General features: G+C 61.5%; 16 protein-coding genes. 8 read left to right on the plus strand and 8 right to left on the minus strand.

What is annotated here, in order from left to right:
- Window positions 1–21 precede the first annotated feature (21 nt).
- From G3O01_RS15710 to G3O01_RS15725, 4 genes are all read right to left on the minus strand, one after another.
- On the minus strand, window positions 22–1197 hold the full coding sequence (locus G3O01_RS15710; RefSeq protein WP_205806048.1) for an MFS transporter: 1176 nt from the start codon (window positions 1195–1197) through the stop codon (window positions 22–24).
- A 126-nt stretch (window positions 1198–1323) separates the two neighbouring features.
- Complete coding sequence (locus G3O01_RS15715) at window positions 1324–2802, minus strand: efflux transporter outer membrane subunit (RefSeq protein WP_205806049.1); 1479 nt, start codon at window positions 2800–2802, stop codon at window positions 1324–1326.
- Window positions 2799–5987: an efflux RND transporter permease subunit gene (locus G3O01_RS15720; RefSeq protein WP_205806050.1), complete on the minus strand. Its 3189-nt coding sequence runs from the start codon at window positions 5985–5987 to the stop codon at window positions 2799–2801. Before G3O01_RS15720 ends, G3O01_RS15715 begins: the two co-directional genes overlap by 4 nt.
- Window positions 5984–7234, minus strand: coding sequence for an efflux RND transporter periplasmic adaptor subunit (locus G3O01_RS15725; protein ID WP_205806051.1), 1251 nt, complete (start codon window positions 7232–7234; stop codon window positions 5984–5986). The genes G3O01_RS15720 and G3O01_RS15725 overlap by 4 nt, the downstream gene beginning before the upstream one ends.
- A gap of 276 nt (window positions 7235–7510) precedes the next feature.
- Between G3O01_RS15725 and G3O01_RS15730 the strand changes: the two genes are divergently transcribed.
- Complete coding sequence (locus tag G3O01_RS15730) at window positions 7511–8029, plus strand: helix-turn-helix domain-containing protein (RefSeq protein WP_205806052.1); 519 nt, start codon at window positions 7511–7513, stop codon at window positions 8027–8029.
- Between the two features lie 24 nt (window positions 8030–8053).
- Here G3O01_RS15730 and G3O01_RS15735 read toward each other — a convergent pair whose 3' ends face one another.
- Window positions 8054–8956: a LysR family transcriptional regulator gene (locus tag G3O01_RS15735; protein ID WP_346779193.1), complete on the minus strand. Its 903-nt coding sequence runs from the start codon at window positions 8954–8956 to the stop codon at window positions 8054–8056.
- Between the two features lie 104 nt (window positions 8957–9060).
- Between G3O01_RS15735 and G3O01_RS15740 the strand changes: the two genes are divergently transcribed.
- A complete protein-coding gene (locus G3O01_RS15740) occupies window positions 9061–9582 on the plus strand; it encodes a DUF1993 domain-containing protein (RefSeq protein WP_241023979.1) in 522 nt (173 codons plus the stop codon).
- Between the two features lie 18 nt (window positions 9583–9600).
- On the opposite strand, the gene G3O01_RS15745 is transcribed toward G3O01_RS15740, so the two are convergent.
- Complete coding sequence (locus G3O01_RS15745; RefSeq protein ID WP_205806054.1) at window positions 9601–11070, minus strand: mannitol dehydrogenase family protein; 1470 nt, start codon at window positions 11068–11070, stop codon at window positions 9601–9603.
- Between the two features lie 95 nt (window positions 11071–11165).
- Here G3O01_RS15745 and manD point away from each other — a divergent pair, with 95 nt between their 5' ends.
- Genes manD through G3O01_RS15770 form a run of 5 tightly spaced genes read left to right on the plus strand, consistent with a single transcriptional unit; the run spans window position 11166 to window position 17078 of the window.
- Window positions 11166–12374 carry a D-mannonate dehydratase ManD gene (gene manD / locus G3O01_RS15750; RefSeq protein WP_205806055.1) on the plus strand — a complete coding sequence of 403 codons (1209 nt, stop codon included), beginning with the start codon at window positions 11166–11168 and terminating at the stop codon, window positions 12372–12374.
- Window positions 12375–12412: 38 nt separating this feature from the next.
- Window positions 12413–13783 (plus strand): MFS transporter, encoded by a 1371-nt coding sequence (locus tag G3O01_RS15755; protein ID WP_205806056.1) that lies wholly within the window; start codon window positions 12413–12415, stop codon window positions 13781–13783.
- Window positions 13784–13808: 25 nt separating this feature from the next.
- Entirely contained in the window at window positions 13809–14846 is a 1038-nt protein-coding gene (locus G3O01_RS15760) for an L-idonate 5-dehydrogenase (RefSeq protein WP_205806057.1), read from the plus strand.
- 57 nt (window positions 14847–14903) lie between these two features.
- Complete coding sequence (locus G3O01_RS15765; protein WP_205806058.1) at window positions 14904–16202, plus strand: MFS transporter; 1299 nt, start codon at window positions 14904–14906, stop codon at window positions 16200–16202.
- Window positions 16203–16232: 30 nt separating this feature from the next.
- Window positions 16233–17078, plus strand: a complete 846-nt coding sequence (locus G3O01_RS15770; RefSeq protein ID WP_277403034.1) for a GntR family transcriptional regulator — start codon at window positions 16233–16235, stop codon at window positions 17076–17078.
- Between the two features lie 37 nt (window positions 17079–17115).
- On the opposite strand, the gene G3O01_RS15775 is transcribed toward G3O01_RS15770, so the two are convergent.
- Complete coding sequence (locus G3O01_RS15775; protein ID WP_205806059.1) at window positions 17116–17373, minus strand: hypothetical protein; 258 nt, start codon at window positions 17371–17373, stop codon at window positions 17116–17118.
- A gap of 175 nt (window positions 17374–17548) precedes the next feature.
- Between G3O01_RS15775 and G3O01_RS15780 the strand changes: the two genes are divergently transcribed.
- Window positions 17549–17956, plus strand: coding sequence for an NUDIX hydrolase (locus G3O01_RS15780; RefSeq protein ID WP_205806060.1), 408 nt, complete (start codon window positions 17549–17551; stop codon window positions 17954–17956).
- A gap of 62 nt (window positions 17957–18018) precedes the next feature.
- On the opposite strand, the gene G3O01_RS15785 is transcribed toward G3O01_RS15780, so the two are convergent.
- Window positions 18019–19692: an electron transfer flavoprotein-ubiquinone oxidoreductase gene (locus G3O01_RS15785; RefSeq protein ID WP_205806061.1), complete on the minus strand. Its 1674-nt coding sequence runs from the start codon at window positions 19690–19692 to the stop codon at window positions 18019–18021.
- Between the last annotated feature and the right edge of the window lies 1 nt (window position 19693).

Below are 19693 nucleotides of genomic sequence, written 5' to 3' on the forward strand. Positions count from 1 at the left end.
TCCTCGTATAGGGATGGAAACTCAGGCCGCCACGGCGCCTTTTGCGGTTTTTGCAAACGATGCGATGCGGCGCGTCGCGAGCCCGGAGACAAGGATCGCGATGATCACGGGAATGCTGGAGAGGTAGCCCAGGTTATGGCTGCCGATGACAGGAATCACCGCGGCGCCGAGCGCCCCGGCAATCGATACACCCACATAAGTCGCCGACGTGTTGAGACCGACCAGCACAGCCGTCATCGGCGGATTCAGGCTCGCGAGACGGAACTGTTGCGGCACCAGCACGCCCCACGCACACGCTCCCCAGATCGTCACGGCAATGGCTGCGCTCCACAGGTGTGCGCCGGTGATCGGCATCGTGAGGATGACGATCGCGACGATGGTGAGCTTGATCACAACGACCTTGTGTGAACCGATCCTGTCGAGAATCCGGCCTGTCAGCAGGTTCGAAAAGGTGCCTGCCAGTCCCCACAGGACAAGCAATCCGCCCATCACCAGGGCGCTGTGGCCGATCGCACGGTCGAACACTACGGAGAAGTAACTGAAGATGATGAAGGTGCCGATCTGCGCAAGCACGGTCGTCGTCAGCGTGAGTCCGACGCGGGAATCGGTGAGGGGCGACAGCCGTTCGCGCAGCGAGATGGCGGGCGGCAACGCTACGTCAGGCATGAACGCAAGAATGCCGGCGAACGCGGCGGCACCGAGTGCGGCAACCAGAACCAGCGTCCAGTGCCAGCTTGCGAGGCCGCCGATCACGGCACCGATGGGCGAACCCAGCGCGGTTGCTGTCGTCAATCCCGCCACGATGATGGACAACGCGTATCCGCGGCGCTCCGGCGGCACCAGTGACGCGCCCGTTCCGCTGGCAGTCGGCGAGAACATGGCTGCGCCAAGACCCGCGAAAGCTCGCGTGGCCAACGCGATGCCGAGGTTCGGCGCCACGATGGTGCCGAGATTGGCGATCACAAACAGGCCGATGCCGCTGAGCAGCAGACGCTTGCGCGGAACGTTTGCAGCAAGCGCTGCGATGGTCGGCCCCAGCAGCGCATAGCTCAATGCGTACACGCTGATCAACTGACCGGCCGCGCCGATGCTCACGCCAAACGAGTGTGCGATTTCAGGCAGGATGCCCGCGAAAACAAAGCTGTCCGTGCCTAGCGCGAACATACCGAGTGAGAGTGTCAGAAGGCGGCGATCCATGTCGGCTTCTCCAGAAAGATGGCGAATTAAGTATCGTGACGAAACTATAGGGAAGCCGGCTGCGTCGCACTACGGGCCGAAAGCAGGAAGCTGTTCCCCATAAACCGGTTAAGTCATGCGACGGAGTCACTTCGTTTGCGCGAGCTGCGGATGCGGGGCATCCCAGCCGCCGCCGAGGGAACGGAACGTTCTCACTGCGGCGCGGGCAGCGTCTGCCCTGGTTGCATCGAGACCGTCACGCGCATCGAGAAGTTGCCGGTCGGCGTCGAGCACGTCAGTGAGCGTGATCGAGCCCGCGCGATACGCTTTCTCGGAAAGGTCTCGCGCCTTCGTCAATGCGTTGACTTCCTGTTGAATTTCCTGCGCGCGGATCTCCGTTTGCGACAGCGTCATCAACGCGTCTTCGACGTCTTCGGTCGCTTTGAGGGCTGCTTCCCGATACTGTGCCAGGGCCTCCGCGTAAGCACCGCGCGCATTCTTGACCTCGGCGTCCACCTTGCCGAAATCGAACAGACGCCACTGCAACGCACCTGTTCCGATTGGCTGGAACGACTTCGCGCTCAGGAAGTGACTGGCCGAGATGCTGTCGAATCCCAGTGCGCCGGAGAGCGAAATCTTCGGGTAGTAATCGGCAATTGCCACGCCGATCGCTTCGTTGGAAGCAGCCAGATGGCGTTCGGCAGCGATGATGTCGGGGCGCCGCCGCAACACGTCGACGGGCTGATCCGTGCTGCCGATGGCAGGCACATCCGGAATCGCACCTGCGTTCGTGCCGAGTTCTGCCGCATAGGTGCCCGGCTGGGCGCCCATCAGCACATCGAGCCGGTTCAGTTGCGCTTCGAGCGACACACGCAAGCTCGGAACCGTGGCGCGTGCCTGACGCAACAGGGCTTCAGCCTGCGCGACCTCGCGTTCGTCGGATGCACCGGCCTGTTTGCGCGCTTTCACGAGTTCCAGCAGACGCGCATCGGTGTCCACCTGATCCTGGGTGACCGCCAGCTCCGCCTGCAGCCCTCTGATTTGCAGGTAGGCGTCGGCGGCGTCGGCGGCAACCGTCACGCGTGTGCCGAGTTGAGCGGCCTCGGCGGCCTGCTCTTCATCGGTGGCCGCCGCGTGTGCGCGCCGCAGGCCGCCCGCGAGATCGATTTCCCAGCTTGCCGTCGCACCGGCGACATACTCCTTCTGGTCGCGGCTGTAGTTGGGAAATGCGCTCGCAATCGTGCCAAGAGGACTCTGCGTGCTCTGGTGTAATGCCGTGTACGACGCATTGGCATCGACGGTCGGAAGCAGGCGGGCGCCCGCCGCCTGGGCCGCGGCGCGCGATTGCGCGACGCGTGCGATCGCAGCCTGGAGGCTAAGGTTTTGATCCAGCGCCCGTTGCACCACCTTGACCAGCTCGGGATCATTGAACCCCGTCCACCAGCTATCGAGGTTCGGGGCCGGCAACGTCGTCTGCCGGTCGGCAACGACCTTCGCGTTGTGAAACGGTGCCATTTCGGTGTGAGGCGCAACGTAGTCGGGCCCGACGGCACAGCCTGCAAGCATGGCGCTGACAATCAGACTGCCGATGATCGCTTTCGAAGTTCTGGATACGAAGCCGTTCATTTCACTTCTCCACTACCGAGTTTGCGCAAGGCGGGCGCGCTCTTGATGCCGAGCTTGCGAACGAAGGCGTAAAACGCCGGGGTGAATGCGAGCCCGAAGAGCGTCACGCCGAGCATGCCGAAGAACACCGTCGTGCCGAGCGATTGCCGCATTTCCGAGCCGGCGCCGCTGGCAATGGCGAGCGGCGCCACGCCCGCGATAAAGGCGAACGACGTCATCAGGATCGGGCGCAGTCGCACATGTGCCGCATGGGTGGCAGCGTCTTCCGCATTGACGCCGTCTTCGTCCTGACGCTGTCTGGCGAACTCGACGATGAGAATGGCGTTCTTGGCGGCCAGCCCGACGAGCACCACAAAGCCGATCTGCGCAAGAATGTCGATCGGCATGCCGCGCATGTTCAGTCCGATCGCCGCTGCGAGCAGACACATCGGTACGATCAGCACGATCGCGAGGGGCGTCTTCCAGCTTTCATACTGCGCAGCGAGCACGAGGAACACGAACAGCGCCGATGCAGCAAAGATCACGAGCGGCGACATGGTCTGCTCTTTTTGCTGATGCGCGAGGTCGGTCCATTCGTACGTGATGCCGTTCGGAAGAACCTGCGCTGCGAGCTGTTCCATGTGCTGGATGGCGTCGCCTGACGAGTATCCGGGGCCGGCCGCGCCCATGATTTCCGCTGCGGGATACATGTTGTAGCGCGGCACGCGATACGGCTGCGTCGTGTTTTTGAACGTCGCTACACTGCTGATCGGCACCATGTCGCCCGTCGAATTGCGCACCTTGAGCCGGCCGATGTCCTCGGGTGTCCGGCGGAATGCTTCATCGCCCTGAACGCGTACCTGATACGTACGGCCCATGAAGTTGAAGTCATTTACGTATTGCGAGCCAAGGTAGAGGTCCATCGTCGAAAACACATCCGTTGGCGTGAGGCCGATCTTTTGTGCCTTGAGGCGGTCGATGTCCGCATAGACAGATGGCGCGCCCGCGTTGTAGAGCGTGAATACGCCGCCGAACACCTTGTCCTTGTTGGCTGCAGCCACGAGTGCGCGCGAGGCATCGGCGAGCGCCTGCGGCCCGAGTCCGCCACGGTCTTCCAGCATCAGCTTGAAGCCGCCCGCCGCGCCCAGCCCCTGCACCGGCGGCGGGTTGACCACGACGACTACCGCATCTTTGACACCCGCAACCCGCTTTCGAAGTTCGACCAGCATCGACGCTGCATTGACGCCGGGGACGTGCTTGCCGTACAGCGAAGGCAGCCCGTAGAAAAGGGTTCCCACGTTGGGCGCAATCGTGCCTGTCGTGACATCGAGGCCCGACACGGGCGACGTATGCGTCACGCCTTTGAGTCCGGGCGTATCGAGCACGATGTCGTTGATCTCGCGGATCACCTTGTCCGTGCGTTCGAGGCTGGCGCCGGGAGGAAGGAACGCGATCACAGCCTGATAGCCGATGTCCTGCTCCGGAATAAAGCCGGTGGGCATTTTCGACATCTGCAAGGCAGTCGCGCCAATCAGACCCGCGTAGACGATCAGCATCACGGTAGTCGCACGTACGGCGCGGCCCGTCAGTTTTCCGTAGCGGGACGACAGCCATTCGAACGACGCGTTGAACCGGCCGAAAATCGCGTGATGGAGGCGACCCAGCGCGGTCGATCCGCCGTGAGACTTTTCCATCTCGTGCGGCTTGAGAAGCACTGCACACAGAGCCGGGCTCAGCGTAAGCGAGACGAAGCACGAGATGACGGTGGACGCGGCGATCGTGATCGCGAACTGCTTGAAGAACAGACCCGAGATGCCGGACATCAACGCAGTGGGCCCGAACACCGCACACAACGTGAGCGCGATGGCGATAATGGCCGTCGAAACCTCGTTCATCGTTCGATGCGCGGCTTCTTTCGGCGACATGCCGAGCGCCATGTTCCGCTCGACGTTCTCGACCACGACGATGGCATCGTCCACGACAATCCCGACGGCCAGCACCAGTCCGAACAGCGAAAGGTTATTGATGGACGCGCCGAACAGCGAAAGGACGGCAAACGTGCCAACCAGCGACACCGGTATCGCAACAACCGGAATGATCGTGGCGCGCCAGTTCTGCAGGAACAGATACACCACGCCAACGACCAGCAGAATGGCGATGCCGATGGTTTTCGCGACTTCCTCGATCGACTGGGAAACGAAGGTAGTCGGGTCGTAGATCTTGATGTAGTCGACGCCGGGCGGGAAGCTCTTTTTCAGCTCGGCCATTTTGGCCCACACGTCATGCTCGACCTGCACCACGTTTGCATCGGGCGTGGCAATGACGAACCACGGCGTGGCCGCATACCGGTCAGCGTAAGCCTTGGAGCCGTAGTCCACCGAGCCGAGTTCGACACGGCCGATATCGCGAATGCGTGTCACGCGTCCTTGCGTATCGGACTTGACCACGACGTCGCCAAACTGTTCAGGCGTCGTCAGGCGGCCCAGCGCGTCGATATTGATCTGATAGGCACCCGTACCACTGTTCGACACAGGCGGCTGATTGAGCACGCCTGCCGACACCGCGGCGTTCTGCGCGCGAAGCGCGGCCAGTATTTCGCTGGCGCTGATGTTGTACGAAGCCGCCTTGTCCGGATCGATCCAGATGCGCATCGCGTACTGCCGCTCGCCGAACAGCTGAAAGTCCGACACGCCCGGCAATCGCGCGATCTGGTCGCGAACCTTGAGCATGTAGTTCGACAGGTATTCAGGGCTGCGCGAACCGTCGGGCGAATAGACATGCACGCCGAGCAGCAGCGCCTGGATAGTCTTTTTCACCTGGACGCCCTGCAATTGCACTTCGGCAGGCAGGCGCGACAGCGTGTCTTCCACGCGGCTGCGTGTCAGCAAGAGCGCCGTGTTCGGATCTGTTCCGACCTTGAAGATCACCGTGATCGTCAACTGGCCGTTGCTGGTCGACTGGCTCGAAATGTAATCCATGTTTTCGACGCCATTGACGGACTGCTCGAGCGGCGTTGCGACCGTGCGCGCAATCGTATCGGCCGACGCACCTGGATACGAGGTCGTGATCTGAATGGTCGTAGGAACGATGTTCGGATATTGAGCGACCGGCAGCTTCAGCATGGTCGCCAGGCCGATGAGCAACGCGAATATGTTCAGCACCGCCGCAAAGCGCGGATGCTCGATAAAGAAGTGGGTCAGTTTCATGATTTCGCTCCTTCGTCGCCATGTTCCGCCGAGAACTGGATCGATCCGGTGTGCGGAGAAATCTTCGAACCGGGACGAACTGACGGAATGCCGTCGATCACGATCCGGTCGGTGGGGGCGAGTCCGGATCGAATGACTCGCAGGCCGCCTCGAAGGTCGCCAATCTCGACCTTTCTGGGTGAGGCGACGTTGTCTTCGCCGACGACGTACACCATGTGGTCGGTTTGATCCTGAAGCACGGCTGCATCGGGGACGAGCAATGCCGGTTGCGGTGCAGTCGTTGCCAGCCGCAGACGTGCGAAGCCGCCGGGCGTCAGCGACAGGTCGCTATTGGGAATCGTTGCGCGCGCATGGATGGTGCCGCTCGATCGGTCGAGCGTGTTGTCGATAAAGTTGAGCGTGCCTGTGCGTGCATATCCGCTGTCGCCTGTCGGCGAAATGTTCACTGCGTCTGCCAGCGGGCCTTTCTGGTTTTCGCGAGAGTGCTGGAAAGCGGCGTAGTCGTTTTCGCTGATGTCGAAATCCAGATAGATCGGGTCCAGCGAAACGATGGTCGCGAGCAGCGTGGTCGGGCCGCTGCCGGCGCGGCTGCCAGATACCAGATTGCCTGTCGACACGAGGTGTGTGCCAATGCGCCCGGTGAACGGTGCTGCGATCTTGCAGCGGTCCAGGTCGAACCTGGCGTCGCGAACGAGCGCATTGGCGTTGTCGACAGCCGCTTGTGCCGCGCGTTGTTCAGCCACTTTCTGGTCGACGTTCTCGACCGTGCCCGCCTCCGAGCGCTGTAATTCCTGTGCGCGGGCAAGCTCCCGTGTGGCGAGAGCCAGCCGGGCATTCGCGGATTCGAGCCCCGCCGTCGCCTGGCTCAGCTTGATCTGGTAGGGTTCCGGATCGATCTCGAAGAGCACATCGCCTTTATGCACGATGTCGCCATCCTTGAAATTGATCTGCATGAGCGTGCCGCCAACCTGAGCGCGCAATTCGACACGATTCACCGCCGAGAACTGGCCGAGAAACCCGAGCCGTCCCTCGATATCGCGCTGCAACGGTGCGCTGATAGCCACCGACGGAGGCGGCGGCGCGACAACGGGGGCGGCACTGGACCAGTGCAGATGAACTGCGGTCGCTGCCACAGCGACGATCACAGCGGCTGCAACACCTTTGCCGACCCATCGGACGGCGCTGGACGTCACCGGATTTGCTGGAGTGGTCACTCCCACCTCGGCCTGATCAACTTCAGTATTCATGGCATTCCTAAGTATGGAAACAGGCTTTACAACAGAGGGTTGTGGCCCAGCTCGCCCGTCGGATGATCAATCTTTGCTTTCTCGTATGAAGAAAGCCGCGGATTCCAGAATCTGGCAGCGATCGCGGGAGACTTCCCCAGGAACAACTGCCGGCTAAGTTTCGTGACGCAACTATAGGCAACACCGTTGCGTCACACTACTGGCCGAAACCGGGAAGCTGTTCCCCGCAATCTGGTTAAGTTGCGTGACGAAACCTGGGATACGATACGTCCCATCATGTATAGAAAACGCTTCGATGGAATGGACTGTTCGATCGCTCGCGCCCTCGATGAGGTGGGCGAGTGGTGGACGCTACTGATCGTTCGTGAGTGCACGCAAGGCAGCAGGCGCTTCGACGAATTTCAGAGCGGGCTGGGTATCGCCCGCAATGTCCTCGCGGCACGGCTGGAACGGTTGACCGAGCTGGAGATTCTCGAACGCTTCCCGATCGCAGAACGCGCCAATACGTTCGGTTACCGGTTGACCTCGAAGGGGGCGGACTTGTACCCGGTGCTGGTCGCGCTCATGCAATGGGGCGACAAGTGGCTAAGGCCGGATGGCAAGCCGCCGATCACCCTGGTGGAGCATGCGAGCGGGAGTCCGCTGGAGGCCGTGAAGGTTCGCGCGACAGGCGGCCAGGCGCTGACGTATCGGGATGTTCGGTTCGCGGCCGGGCCGGGTGCAACGGAGACGACGCGCGACGTCATCGAGAACCGGAATGACAGGGTTCTAGGTGACGAGAGCGGGGATTCGTGAGCTTTGCCGGCTGCCGGTACGGCGCTAATGCCGCTTCTGCTTGCCGAATCTGGAAAGCGATTGCCGAAGTTTGGGCGCCGCAAAGTCGATGAAATGCCGCAGTTTGATGGCCATGAGATTTCTGGACACATGAACCAGATGGACGGGCACGGGCTCCATTTCGAACTGCGGCAGGAGTATCTCGAGTTGGCCGTTGCGGATCGCTTCATCGGCATCGTGCTCGAATACGTAGGTGATGCCTGCGCCGTCCACGGCGGCGCTGACGGCAGCGTCGGGTGTAGTGACTTCGAGCCGCGGTTTCACGCCGAGCACATAAGTCTTCTGGGTCGTGGGGAGACGGAAGCGCCACGGCGACAAATACGGGCTATTGAAGACGACACACGAATATTTCACGAGATCGTCGGGTTCGCGCGGCGCCGGATGGTCGGCAAGGAAGGCCGGGCTTGCGCAGACGATAGGCCGCAAAGAACCGATGCGCGTGGCGATCATGCTGCTATCGGCGAGTTCTCCGATCCGCATGGCGAGATCCGCGTGCGAGTCAATGAGGTCGAGGTTGTGATCGGAGAGAAGGAGCCGAACGGTGATGTCCGGATACTGCGCGAGAAACTGGTTGATGACGGGCAAGATATGCAGGCGGCCAAGCTGCACGGGCGCAGTCACGACCAGCTCGCCTTTCGCTGTCGCGAACTCGCCCGTGGCTTCGTGCTCCTGCTCACGCACGAGATCGAGAATGCGCCGGGCTGCCGCGACGTATGACATGCCCGCGTCGGTCAATGTCAGTTTCCGGGTGGTTCGTATCAGCAGCCGGGTTCCCAGCAACTCCTCGAGATCGGCTACCTTGCGGGTGAGCGTGCTGGCGGGAATCTTCAGTTCGCGCGCTGCCGCCGACAGGCTTCCCCTGTCCACGGCGGTCAGCAGCATTTCCATGGCTTCTAGTCGGTCCAACGCGTTCGCTCACGTGGGATTAGGTCGCAGTATTGTATGAGAAGTTCTTCGCGGTGTCGTATCAAAGCATGACTTGACGAAAACACATGTTCCTGGAGATTCCGATGTATGCACAGGCTATCGCGCAATGCGTGCAAGCAGTCAAAACCATGGAGACTTATCTCGACAAGGCGGAGCGCCTTGCGGATGCGAAGAAATTCGATGTTGGCATTCTGTTGTCGACGCGGCTTGCGCCTGACATGGGCGGCTTGCTCTATCAGATACAAAGCGCCTGCGACTATCTGAAGGGCGGCGCCGCCTGGCTTTCAGGTCAGCAGCCGCCGCGCCATGAAGACAATGAGCAAACGCTCGATGACGCGCGTGCGCGCATCCGCAAGACCGTCGACTTTGCTGAAAGCGTGACGGCAGACCAGTACGCCGATGCAGCCAGCCAGATCGTGAAAGTATCCTGGGTGCCGGGCAAGCTGACTGGCGAAAACTATCTGCTGCAGATCGTGATTCCGAACATCTACTTCCACGTCTCCATGGCTTACGCGATTTTGCGCACCAATGGCGTCGACCTCAAGAAGCTGGACTTCATTGGTCCGGTCAATGCGTTCGATGCGTGAGCGGTGTTGTGGCATCGGCTAGTTGCGCCCGATCGCAATGGCTCGTAGCGCTCCTTTTTGAATGAGCGCTACAGTGTCCACCAATTGACGCCGGAAAGCGTCCCGGTTCGCCAGTTCGGGCGGGAATATCTCCTTGATTGCCAGCATCGTTGCGACCAGTTGTTCCGGATCGGCAGGTACATTTGCAGTCAGGCGCGCAGCCATCGGATCGCTGATGTCATAACGCGTGCCGTCGTCGGCGTGGCCGCGCAGAAATACGAGCCATGCTGCAACAGCCAGCGTCAGGCGATCGATCGATTGACCTGCGTTCAGGCGCGCCTCGATCGTTGCGAGCAGCCGCGGCGGAATTTTCTGGCTGCCGTCCATCGCAATCTGCGCCGTGCGATGCTTGAGCGCAGCGTTCGCGTAACGCGCGAGTAGTGCGTCGCGGTAGGCGAGCACGTCGAACGAGGACGGCACATCGAGCGTCGGCGCGATTTCGTGCGTCATCATCGCGTGGATCAGCGCTCTGAGCGGTGGGTGCGCGATCGCTTCGTCGATCGTTCTGAAGCCCGCGAGCATCGACAGATACGCGAGCGTCGAATGCGTGCCGTTGAGCATGCGAAGCTTGGCGAGTTCGAACGGCATCACATCATCGACGAGTTGCGCGCCGACTCGCTCCCACGCGGGACGTCCCGTCGGAAAACGATCCTCGATCACCCATTGGCGGAATGGCTCGCACGGCACCGGTGCGGCATCGTGGACATGCAACGCGCCCAGCGCCGCGTCGCGCTCGGCGTCGGTCGTCGAGGGCACGATGCGGTCCACCATCGTCGAGGGGAACGCGACCTGAGCGTCGATCCAGTCCGCCAGTTCAGGCTCGATCACGCGTGCGAACGACACGACTGCCTGCTTCAAGGCCGCGCCATTGTGCGAGAGGTTGTCGCACGACAGCACGGTGAAAGGTGGCGTGCCGGCGTCGCGTCTTTGACGGAGCGCGGCGCAAAGGATGCCTGGCACAGTCGACGGATTGTCCTGATGCGCCAGATCATGCGCGATTCCCGAATGGTTCAGGTCTACGTCGCCCGTTCGCGTATCGCGGCAGTAGCCTTTCTCCGTGACCGTCAACGAGACGATCCGCACGTTTTCATCGGCTAGCAGTTCGAACAGACGCGCACGGTCGTGCGGCATCGCGAGCACTTCCTTTAGGGCGCGAATCACCGTGACGCGCACGCCATCCGGCCCACGTTCGACCACGCTATACAAGCCATCCTGCGCCATTAGTGCATCTCGCTTGCTGACGTCGCCCTGCAACGTCACGCCGCAGATGCCCCAGTCGCCACCCGCCGCGAGCATCGCTTCTTCTGTATAGACAGCCTCGTGCGCACGATGAAAGTTTCCGATCCCCAGATGAACGATGCCAATACGTGGTTCACGCCATGTGGGGCTGAGTAAGTGGTCGTTCAATGAGTCGAGTGCAGTGCGGCAAAGCGGGGCGTTGGCGGTCATGTTCAGGTCCGAAGCGCGGGAAAACCCGTTGTTGACGATTGAATATACTTGTATGGTAGCATCCGTTCAATCGAATGTGACTCAAGGAAATCCCCATGAAAATCGTCCGCGCCGATGTGATCGTCACCTGTCCCGGCCGCAACTTCGTCACGTTGAAAGTGGTGACGGACGAGGGCGTCCATGGCATTGGCGATGCCACACTGAATGGCCGCGAACTCGCGGTCGCGTCGTATCTGAAGGACCATGTGTGTCCGTTGCTGATCGGGCGCGATCCGGGGCGCATCGAGGATATCTGGCAATTTCTCTACAAAGGCGCGTACTGGCGGCGTGGGCCGGTCACGATGACCGCCATCGCCGCCGTCGACATGGCGCTGTGGGACATTCTCGGCAAAGTGGCGAACCTGCCGCTGTACCGCCTGCTGGGCGGCGCATCGCGTGAGGGCGTGATGGTCTACGGTCACGCGACAGGGCGCGATATTTCCGAAGCGCTTGACCGCTACGAAGAACATATCGAAGCCGGCTACAAGGCTATTCGAATCCAGTGCGGCGTGCCGAACATGCGCTCCGTCTATGGTGTATCGAAAGGCTCCGGTATGTATGAGCCGGCCACCAAAGGTGCGATCGAGGAACAAAGCTGGTCGTCGGAGAAGTATCTCGACTTCGTGCCGAAGCTTTTCGAAGCCGTGCGCGACAAGTTCGGTTTCGATACTCACCTGCTGCACGACGTGCATCACCGTCTGACGCCGATCGAAGCCGCACGCCTGGGCAAATCCATCGAACCGTATCGGCTCTTCTGGATGGAAGACCCGACGCCCGCCGAAAACCAGGCGGGCTTCCGCCTGATCCGCGAGCACACGGTTACGCCGATTGCGGTCGGCGAAGTGTTCAACAGCATCTGGGACTGCAAGCAGCTGATCGAAGAGCAGTTGATCGACTACATCCGCGCGACGTTGACGCACGCGGGCGGCATTACGCATCTGAAGCGCATCGCCGATTTCGCTTCGCTATATCAGGTGCGCACGGGCTGTCACGGGCCGTCGGATCTGTCGCCCGTCTGCATGGGCGCGGCGCTGCATTTCGACCTGTGGGTGCCCAACTTCGGCGTGCAGGAATACATGGGTTTCCCGAAGGAAGCACTCGACGTGTTCCCGCACGCGTGGACGTTCGATCGCGGCATGATGCATCCGGGCGAGGCGCCCGGACATGGCGTCGATATCGATGAAGAAGCGGCCGCGCGCTATCCGTACGATCCGGCGTATTTGCCTGTCGCGCGGCTCGAAGACGGCACGTTGTGGAACTGGTAAGCCCGAGCGACAGATAGAACGATAGCCAGGAGACAGGCATGGCAGACAGACAAACCAGTGCGATGTTGCGGCGCGTAGCCGCTGCATCGACGATCGGCACCGCCGCCGAATACTACGATTTCTTCGTGTACGGCACAGCCGCCGTGCTCGTGTTCGGCGCGAAATTCTTTCCGTCGAGCGATCCGCTGATCGGCACGCTCGCGGCATTCGCAACGTACGCGGTGGGCTTCGTCGCAAGGCCACTCGGCGGCATTGTGTTCGGGCATTTCGGCGATCGTATTGGGCGCAAGAAGGCGCTGATCGTCACGATCCTGATAGTTGGCCTTGGGACGTTTGCGATCGGCCTGCTGCCCGATTATTCGCAGATCGGCATCTGGGCGCCTGCTTCGCTGATCCTGATTCGCGTGCTGCAAGGTTTTGGCGTTGGCGGCGAACAGGCGGGCGCAGTATTGCTGACGGCGGAATATGCACCGCCTCGCGAACGCGGCTTCTTTGCGAGTCTCGTGCAACTCGGCGCGCCGGCGGGCTTTCTGATTCCGTCGGGTCTCTTCGCGTTGCTGAGCGCAACGCTCACGCATGAACAACTGATGGACTGGGGCTGGCGTCTGCCGTTTCTGGGCAGCATCGTGCTGGTTGTGGTCGGCCTGTATATCCGGCTGCGCACGGAAGAGTCGCCGATTTTCGCCAGCATCCGCGAGACCAAGGCAGTCGAATCGCGGCCTGTTGTCGAGGTGGTCAGGCAGTTTGGATCGACCATCGTGAAAGGCGTCGGTGCAAAACTGATCGAGGCATGCACCTTCGCGATGTACACGATGATCGTGCTCGCCTACGGACGTGCGCACGGAATCAGCGAAAGCCTGCTGCTGCAAACGATCATCGTTGCCGTCGTGCTCGAATTGATCGCGATTCCGCTGGCAGGTGCATTGTCCGATCGCATTGGACGTCGCACGACTTTCATCGCGGGTGCGGTGCTGCAGGTATTGCTCGTCGTGCCGCTGTTTCATGCAGTCGATAGCGGCAACCGCCTGGCAATCCAGGCGGCGATGATTCTCGCGATCTCGGTCGGTCACAGCCTGTGTTACGCGCCTCAGGCGTCGCTGTTCCCCGAACTGTTCCCCGCACGCGTTCGATGCAGCGGCATTGCATTGATCTGGCAGATTGGATCGCTGATCGGCAGCGGCGTACTGGGACTCGTCGCGGTGAAACTGATTCAGGCGACGCACGGCGATTCGATCGGCCTCGTTATTTACGTGGCGTTGCTCGGCGTTATCTCCGCTATCTGCATTTTCCTTCTGCCCGAAACCGCTCCCGCGCGACGCGGCGCGGACCTGCACGATTGGGGCGCGCCGCAACGCGAACCGGCCGTGCACGAAACACACGCTTCAGCCGCCTTTGCTGCGCGCCACTGAGTACGCTTGATACAGGACCACCACCATGTTTGCAGCCGTTCTCCACGAACCAAAGAAGCTCCTCATCGACGAACTCGATGCGCCTCAACCGCAAGCCGGTCAGGTGCAGATTCGCGTGCGCGCGGGTGGTATCTGCGGGTCGGATCTCTCGTACTACTTCAAGGGCAAGAGCGGCGACTTCGCGGTGCGCGAGCCGTTCGTACTGGGTCACGAAGTGGCGGGCGAAGTCGCGGCGCTCGGCGAAGGCGTGAGCGGTCTCCGCGTTGGACAGCGTGTCGCGGTGAACCCCGGCCTCAACTGCGGCACCTGCAGATACTGCATCAAAGGCATGCCGAATCACTGCCTGAACATGCGCTTCATGGGCAGCGCGTCGACGTTTCCGCACATGCAGGGCATGTTCCGCCAGTTCATCGCGGTGAGCGCGCATCAGTGCGTGCCTGTGCCCGATGCACTCGACTTCGCGCAGGCATCGATGGCCGAGCCGCTCGCGGTCGCGCTGCATGCACTGCGTCTCGCCGGTCCGCTCGTCGGCGCGAAGGTGTTGCTGGTGGGTTGTGGACCGATCGGTTGCATTCTGCTCGCGGTGGCGAAGCGCGCGGGTGCGCATCGAATCGTTGCACTCGATCTCGCAGAGAAAGCCTTGCAGATGGCGACGGCACTCGGCGCCGACGAAACCGTACTCGCCACTGATACCGCACGCATCGATCAATGGGCGCAGCAGCGCGGCACCTTCGACGTAGTGCTGGAAGCATCGGGCAGTACAGCGGGCCTCGACACTGCACTGCGCGCCGCGCGCGCGGGCGGCACGGTCATCCAGGTCGGCAATCTGCCGGCGGGCCAGTCGCCTGTGGCAGCGAATCTCGTGATGTCGAAAGAGCTTCGCTATCAGGGTTCGTTTCGCTTCACCGACGAATACGCCGTGGCCGCCGAAGAACTCGGCGCGCACAAGATCGATCTGCGTCCGCTGATGACGCACGCGTTCCCGCTCGAAGAAGCCAACCATGCTTTCGAAGTCGCGCATGACCGCGCGCAATCGATGAAGGTTCATCTGCACTTCGACTGACTTTTCCACATGAACCGCCCGGGCAGACAAAGAGGCGGAACACTGGAGACACACACCATGATCAAGAGCCAGCGATGGTTCGTCGTCGGCCTGCTGTTTCTCGCGGGCGTCATCAATTACCTCGACCGAGCGGCGCTTTCGATTGCCGCGCCGCTGATCCAGAAAGACCTGAACTTCTCGCATGCCGAGATGGGCATCGTGTTCAGCAGTTTCTTCATCGGCTATGCGCTGTTCAATTTCATCGGCGGCGTGGCCTCCGACAAATTCGGCGCGAAGAAAGTGTTCGGCGGCGCGATGGGCATCTGGTCGATCTTCTGCGGCGCTACGGCGCTTGCGAGCGGAATCGTTTCGCTGATCGTGCTGCGCGTGCTGTTCGGCATGGGCGAGGGCCCGTTCAGTTCGTCGAACAGCAAGATGGTGAACAACTGGTTTCCGCGCCGCGAAGTGGCGAGCGCGATCGGTGTCATCAGTTCGGGTACGCCGCTGGGCGGCGCGCTTGCGGGGCCTGTGGTCGGCTACATGGCGATCCAGTTCGGCTGGCGCTGGGCCTTCGTCGCGATCATGGTGTTCGGCCTCGCGTGGCTCGTGCTCTGGTCGATGACGACGACCGAGCATCCGCAGCAGAACCGGCGCGTGACGCCGGCCGAACTCGATCTGATCGTCGCGGGCCAGCAGCAGGCTTCGTCGATGGAACATGCGCCTGACGGCAAGAAAACAGGACTCGGTTTCTACCTGAAGCAACCGATCATTCTGGCCACCGCACTCGCGTTCTTCTCGTACAACTACGTGCTGTTCTTTTTCCTGTCGTGGTTCCCGACTTACCTGACGGAAGCTCATCACATGTCGTTGCACGACATGAGCATCGCGACGGTGATTCCGTGGGTGCTCGGCAGTATCGGGCTGGCGGCGGGCGGCTTCATCACCGACTTCATCCTGCGCCTGACCGGCAAACCGTTGTTGTCGCGCCGGATCGTGCTGTCGGTGTGTCTCGGCGCGGCGGCTGTGTGCGTCGGTTTTGCCGGACGCGTGCAGAGCATGCAGGGCGCGGTGGCGCTGATGTCGGTGTCGATCTTCTTCCTGTATGTCACGGGCTCCGTCTACTGGGCCGTGATTCAGGACACGGTGCGCCGCGAGAACGTCGGCGGTGTCGGCGGCTTCGTGCATCTGCTGGCCAATCTCGCAGGCGTGATCGGACCGGCCGTCACCGGCTTCATCGTGCAGGCGACGCACGGTGCGTACGGCAGTGCGTTTGTGCTGGCAGGGGCGATTGCCGTGATCGGCGCGCTGTGTGCGCTTGTTTTCATCCGCGAACCCAGATCGCAAAATGAGCCGGCAGAGCGTAAACTAGTATGGTAGTTTCGCCACATTAGTCTTCGATTACCCGGTATGGATACGAAAATTGCAAGCCCGAATGCCGCATCGCGGCGTGGAAAGAAAACCGCTGCGCTGACGGTTGCGCCCGTCGCGAGCGAGGCACGCGTGGTTTCCGACGGCGAGTCGAAGACACCGCTGCGCGGCGCGCTAAAGGGTTTGTCGGTCGAATCGCACGAGCCGATTGGCAAGCAGATTTTTCGCTCGCTGCGCGAGGCGATCTTTACCGGTCTGCTTGCACCCGGCACACCGCTTTCGGAGAAAGAGGTGTCGGAGATGTTTCAGGTGTCGCGGCAGCCCGTGCGCGAAGCGTTCATCAAGCTCGTCGAAGCCGGCGTGCTTCAGGTGTTGCCGCAGCGTGGGACATTCGTGAAGCGGATTTCCCCGCGCAAGGTGCGCGAAGGGCGCTTCATTCGCGAGGCAATCGAGGCCGCTGTCGTGCGCAAGGCGGCTGACGCCATCACCGATGCACAGCTTGCCGACCTTGCCGCGAATCTGCGCGAACAGAAGGCGGCGGCGAAGCTGAACGACACCGCCGCGTTCCTCGCCTGCGACGAGCAGTTTCACTTCCTGATCGCGCAATCCATCGATTGCGTGGCGGCCTGGGAGACGATTCAGGACATCAAGGCGCAGATGGATCGCGTGCGCTATCTGAGCCTGCATGAAGTGTCGCCGCTCGACTTGCTGATCAAGCAGCACGCGCTGATCGTGAGCGGGCTGAAGGCACACGACCCTGACGCCGCGGAAAACGCGATGCGTGCGCATTTGCGGGAGATTCTGGTGTCGCTTGGGCCTGTGGCGCAGCTCAATCCCGACTGGTTCGAACCGGATGAGCCTGAAGCCGTGAAGCTGATGCTTTAGCGGGTCAAAAGCAGGCGCCTGACTTTCCTCGTCGCTATTAGCCAAACAGATCGTCGACGATCGTGCGCGCGGCGCTGTAACCGCCTGTCAGCGCATCCTTCTCGCTGGCAAACGGCCGCCCGCTGAACTCGTCCAGCCTGAGTGGCGAGAAGCGGGGCAACGACGTCTGCGCGTCGCAAATCCGGACCACGGCGACATAGCCTCGGGCGCTCGCGGACGCGCGAGGGCGCGGGCGAAAAGCGGACTCGATCGCTACCTGCAGCGTGAAGCCGTTGTATTCATACGTATGTGTCATCGCAAATCTCTCTGACCGGGCCGAAAGGCGGCGGAATGCAAGCGTCCGGCGAAAGCGTAATTGTGACACTTTTATGACATGTGGTTCAATAGGATGCTCAGACGTCCGGCGACTCAGGCGAACGGGCACCGTTGACCACTTGTTATTTGAGCCCGTTCGACCGGGCTGGGAGCGTATGAAAGACAGGGCGACCGTATTGTGCATCAGGGATGACAGGATTCTGCTCGTCGCCAGAGCGCGCTCGCGATGGGCGTTGCCGGGCGGCAGGATCAAGCGCACAGAGTCGTCCATCGACGCGGCACGGCGCGAACTGGTAGAGGAAACGGGCGTCATCGCCTTGCAGATCGATTACTGCTTCCACTTCCAGGGGTTCAGCACGCTGCATCACGTGTTCGTCGCCGGGATACCGGCCGATGTGACACCCGAGCCGCGCAATGAGATTGCACGTTGCCGCTGGTTTGCGCCGACCAAGATTGCGACGCTCTCTGCCAGTGTCCCGACACGTGGCATCGTCGAACTGTTCACGCGGGCGGCGACGATGCCAGACGGTGTGCTGCAACTCAGCGAGCGGGTTTCGGGCTGACGGCTATTGCATGCCCAATCGAGCCACGGCCCGCTGCATAGAAACCGGCCTGATGGAATCCGCTACATGTTCGGATAGTTCGGACCGCCACCGCCCTCGGGCGTCACCCACACGATGTTCTGCGTCGGATCCTTGATGTCGCAGGTCTTGCAGTGGACGCAGTTTTGCGCGTTGATCTGCAAGCGGTCTTCGTCTGCGTCGGTCTTGATGAACTCGTAGACGCCTGCCGGGCAAAAACGCGCTTCAGGACCGGCGTACGTTTGCAGGTTCACCTTCACGGGCACAGTCGGATCTTTCAGTGTGAGGTGTGCCGGTTGGTTGTCTTCGTGATTCGTGTTCGAGATGAACACCGATGAGAGGCGGTCAAACGTCAGCTTGCCATCGGGCTTCGGATACTCGATCGGCTTGCACTGCGACGCGGGCTTCAGCATCTGGTGATCCCAGTGCTGGTGATGCAGCGTCCACGGCACATTGCCGCCCATCAGCTTCTGTTCGATGCCGACCATCAGCGTGCCGAGATAGAGGCCCTTGCTCATCCACTGTTTGAAATTGCGCGCGCGGTAAAGCTCGGTGTGCAGCCACGAAGTCTTGAACGACTCGGGGTACGCGGTCAGTTCATCGCTGTTACGACCAGCCTGCACGGCGTCGAATGCGGCATCGGCGGCGAGCATGCCCGTCTTGATCGCGGCGTGCGAACCCTTGATCCGCGAGGCGTTCAGGAAGCCCGCATCGTCGCCGACCAGTGCGCCGCCCGGGAAAACGAGCTTCGGCAGCGACATCAGGCCACCTGCCGTGATCGCGCGCGCGCCGTACGACACGCGCTTGCCGCCTTCGAGGAACTTGCGGATTTCCGGATGCGTCTTGTAGCGCTGGAACTCTTCGAACGGCGACAGATACGGATTCGAGTAGCCCAGACCGACCACAAAACCGACCATCACCTGATTGTTGTCGATGTGATACAGAAACGAGCCGCCGTACGTTTGCGAATCGAGCGGCCAGCCAGCCGTGTGGATCACGAGACCGGGCTTGTGCTTCGACGGATCGATTTCCCACAGTTCCTTGATGCCGATGCCGTAGACCTGCGGATCGGCGCCGTCGCGCAGCTTGAACGTGTCCGACAGCTGGCGGCCCAGGTGACCGCGCGCGCCTTCGCAGAACAGCGTGTACTTGGCATGCAGTTCCATGCCGAGCTGGAAGTTTTCGGTCGGCTCGCCGTCCTTGCCGATGCCAAGATTGCCCGTCGCGACGCCCTTGACCGAGCCGTCGTCGTTGTAGAGCACTTCAGCCGCCGCAAAACCCGGAAAAATCTCGACGCCCAGCGCTTCGGCCTGCTGACCCAGCCACCGCGTCACATTCGCCAGCGAGATCACATAGTTGCCGTGATTCTTGAAGTTATCCGGCAGCGCCCAGTTCGGCACGGTCTTCGCGCCTGTTTGCGACAGGAACAAAAAGCGATCCTCGGTCACTTCGACGTTTAACGGCGCCGCCTTCGACTTCCAGTCAGGAATCAGCTCGTTAAGCGCACGCGGGTCCATCACCGCGCCCGACAGAATATGCGCGCCTATTTCAGAACCCTTTTCAAGGACACAAACGCCGATCTCGGCACCACTGTCCGCAGCACGCTGCTTAAGTCTGATCGCCGCAGCCAGTCCAGCCGGCCCGCCGCCGACGATCACCACGTCATACTCCATCGACTCACGCGGCCCATATTGATCGACCCACTTCGCATCCGTCATC

Origin of the sequence: Burkholderia sp. Ac-20365, assembly GCF_017104715.1 — a bacterium.
Classification (GTDB): Bacteria; Pseudomonadota; Gammaproteobacteria; order Burkholderiales; family Burkholderiaceae; genus Paraburkholderia.

Excerpts from the sequence above, each read along its gene's own strand:
- G3O01_RS15710 (WP_205806048.1), bottom strand. The coding sequence starts at position 1,197 with ATGGATCGCCGCCTTCTGACACTCTCACTCGGTATGTTCGCGCTAGGC.
- G3O01_RS15715 (WP_205806049.1), bottom strand. The coding sequence starts at position 2,802 with ATGAACGGCTTCGTATCCAGAACTTCGAAAGCGATCATCGGCAGTCTG.
- G3O01_RS15720 (WP_205806050.1), bottom strand. The coding sequence starts at position 5,987 with ATGAAACTGACCCACTTCTTTATCGAGCATCCGCGCTTTGCGGCGGTG.
- G3O01_RS15725 (WP_205806051.1), bottom strand. The coding sequence starts at position 7,234 with ATGAATACTGAAGTTGATCAGGCCGAGGTGGGAGTGACCACTCCAGCA.
- G3O01_RS15730 (WP_205806052.1), top strand. The coding sequence starts at position 7,511 with ATGTATAGAAAACGCTTCGATGGAATGGACTGTTCGATCGCTCGCGCC.
- G3O01_RS15735 (WP_346779193.1), bottom strand. The coding sequence starts at position 8,956 with ATGGAAATGCTGCTGACCGCCGTGGACAGGGGAAGCCTGTCGGCGGCA.
- G3O01_RS15740 (WP_241023979.1), top strand. The coding sequence starts at position 9,061 with ATGTTCCTGGAGATTCCGATGTATGCACAGGCTATCGCGCAATGCGTG.
- G3O01_RS15745 (WP_205806054.1), bottom strand. The coding sequence starts at position 11,070 with ATGACCGCCAACGCCCCGCTTTGCCGCACTGCACTCGACTCATTGAAC.
- manD (WP_205806055.1), top strand. The coding sequence starts at position 11,166 with ATGAAAATCGTCCGCGCCGATGTGATCGTCACCTGTCCCGGCCGCAAC.
- G3O01_RS15755 (WP_205806056.1), top strand. The coding sequence starts at position 12,413 with ATGGCAGACAGACAAACCAGTGCGATGTTGCGGCGCGTAGCCGCTGCA.
- G3O01_RS15760 (WP_205806057.1), top strand. The coding sequence starts at position 13,809 with ATGTTTGCAGCCGTTCTCCACGAACCAAAGAAGCTCCTCATCGACGAA.
- G3O01_RS15765 (WP_205806058.1), top strand. The coding sequence starts at position 14,904 with ATGATCAAGAGCCAGCGATGGTTCGTCGTCGGCCTGCTGTTTCTCGCG.
- G3O01_RS15770 (WP_277403034.1), top strand. The coding sequence starts at position 16,233 with ATGGATACGAAAATTGCAAGCCCGAATGCCGCATCGCGGCGTGGAAAG.
- G3O01_RS15775 (WP_205806059.1), bottom strand. The coding sequence starts at position 17,373 with ATGACACATACGTATGAATACAACGGCTTCACGCTGCAGGTAGCGATC.
- G3O01_RS15780 (WP_205806060.1), top strand. The coding sequence starts at position 17,549 with ATGAAAGACAGGGCGACCGTATTGTGCATCAGGGATGACAGGATTCTG.
- G3O01_RS15785 (WP_205806061.1), bottom strand. The coding sequence starts at position 19,692 with ATGACGGATGCGAAGTGGGTCGATCAATATGGGCCGCGTGAGTCGATG.